This is a genomic window from Roseibium sp. AWQ4_290, assembly GCF_056160985.1.
Genome location: NZ_JBSWYG010000047.1, coordinates 1 through 1,754, shown reverse-complemented (window position 1 = coordinate 1,754; position 1,754 = coordinate 1). Strand labels below are relative to the sequence as shown.

Sequence of the window (1,754 nt, the reverse complement as noted above, 5' to 3'; positions counted from 1 at the left end):
GGACTGCTTCTGCGCGAAACTCCGCGCCGTGACGTGATGCCATGAACATTCTCCTTTGTGGCAAAATACCAAGTCAAAGGAGCGGTACAAATCCGGGACAGGTCCAGATCGTCAGGTGCCGCCATGCCCTTAACATCGCGATTTGAGGCATCAGCCAACAACAAACCTAACAGCGCTCCCAAACGCAAACGTCCCGCCCCGCTAAGCGTTCGTTTGAATGATGCTGAACGCGCTCAACTACTGAGCGAAGCCAAAGGCCAACCGTTAAGCACTTACATCAAGGCCAAGGCACTCGGCAGCAAACCTGTTCGGCTGCGCCGCTCTGGCCTTTCCGTTGCAGACCGCAAATCGCTTGCTCAAGTCTTAGCCTTACTGGGCAAAGGCAATCTTTCTGCCTCTCTGAATCAAATCTCCCACGCAGTTGAAGTCGGCGTTCTCCCTGTTACGCCGGAAACAGAAGCCGCGCTTGCTGATGCGCTGAGAGCGGTCGTCGACTTGCGACGTCTTCTTGTCCAAGCCTTGGGACTACAGGAGGCAGATGAATGATCCTCAAAGCCTCCCAGCGCGGCGGCGGCCAAGACCTGGCCGCTCACTTGATGCGCCTCGATGACAATGAGCATGTGCTTATCCATGAGCTACGCGGCTTTGCCTCCGATAACCTCAAAGGTGCTTTCAAGGAAAGCGAAGCAATCAGTCGCGGGACGAATTGCAGCCAATATCTGTTCTCTCTGAGCCTGAACCCGCCAGCGGGCAAGAGCGTCACCATCGAAACTTTCGAAGGTGCGATAGGACAAGTTGAAGACCAGCTTGGCTTGAATGGTCAACCACGCGCGATTGTCTTCCATGAAAAGGAAGGCCGCCGTCATGCGCATTGTGTCTGGTCGCGGATTGACGCAGACACAATGACGGCAAAGCAGCTCTCTTTCTTCAAGAATAAGCTGCAATCTGTCTCGCGCGAGCTTTACCTAGAAAACGGCTGGAAACTTCCAAGCGGATTAAAAAGCCCGTCGGAACGCGACCCCACAAACTTTACGCTCGCTGAATGGCAGCAAGCCAAGCGGCAAGGCATTGATCCTCGCTGGCTAAAGCAAGCTACGCAAGAAGCTTGGCAACGCTCGGACGGATCAAAAGCCTTTGCTAATGCGATGCGCAGTAACGGGCTGTTCCTCGCTAAAAGAGATCGACGCGGTTTTGTCGCTCTTGATCACAACGGCGAAGTTTATGCACTGTCTCGCCTCCTTGGCATGAAGAACAAAGAGGTCAATGCGCGGCTTGGCAAACCCGACAGCCTGCTAGGTGTCGACGAAACTCGCCAGGTTATAGCGGGTCGTATGACGCCTGCCATTCGCAGACACATTGATGAGGCGCGCGAGAAATTTAAAAGCGAAGCGGCCAAGCTCGCCAAATACAAGTCCGACCTAACCGCGCTACATCGACAATCACGATCTCAGTTGGAAGATCGTCAGCGCAAAGTATGGAATGCGGAGAACTTAGAACGTGCGGCTCGGTTGCCGCGCGGCCTTCGCGGTCTATGGCATCGGCTGACAGGTAGATACCAGAAAATCCGGCAGGCAAATGAAAATGAGGCAAGCAAAACACGCCTGCGTCATGCCGATGAACGCCAAGAGCTTGTCGACAAACAACGTGAGCGTCCGTTGAACCCGACCTGCCGCTTTTCGATTTGGTGCGTTAAGTGTCCGCTTAATTAAATGGACATTTAAGGGCCCTTAATGAGTAAGCGAAGAAAGCGGCGG

General features: G+C 54.0%; 3 protein-coding genes. 2 read left to right on the top strand and 1 reads right to left on the bottom strand.

The window, feature by feature from the left end; all coding sequences use genetic code 11:
• Positions 1–182, bottom strand: a 182-nt coding sequence (locus ACXAH0_RS25055; protein WP_475195997.1) for a hypothetical protein, incomplete at its 3' end; no start/stop codon positions are given.
• A 31-nt stretch (positions 183–213) separates the two neighbouring features.
• Between ACXAH0_RS25055 and ACXAH0_RS25050 the strand changes: the two genes are divergently transcribed.
• Positions 214–546 (top strand): hypothetical protein, encoded by a 333-nt coding sequence (locus ACXAH0_RS25050; protein WP_475195995.1) that lies wholly within the window; start codon positions 214–216, stop codon positions 544–546.
• Positions 543–1,709, top strand: coding sequence for a relaxase/mobilization nuclease domain-containing protein (locus ACXAH0_RS25045; protein ID WP_475195993.1), 1,167 nt, complete (start codon positions 543–545; stop codon positions 1,707–1,709). The genes ACXAH0_RS25050 and ACXAH0_RS25045 overlap by 4 nt, the downstream gene beginning before the upstream one ends.
• The last annotated feature ends 45 nt before the right edge of the window (positions 1,710–1,754 follow it).

Excerpts from the sequence above, each read along its gene's own strand:
- ACXAH0_RS25045 (WP_475195993.1), top strand. The coding sequence starts at position 543 with ATGATCCTCAAAGCCTCCCAGCGCGGCGGCGGCCAAGACCTGGCCGCT.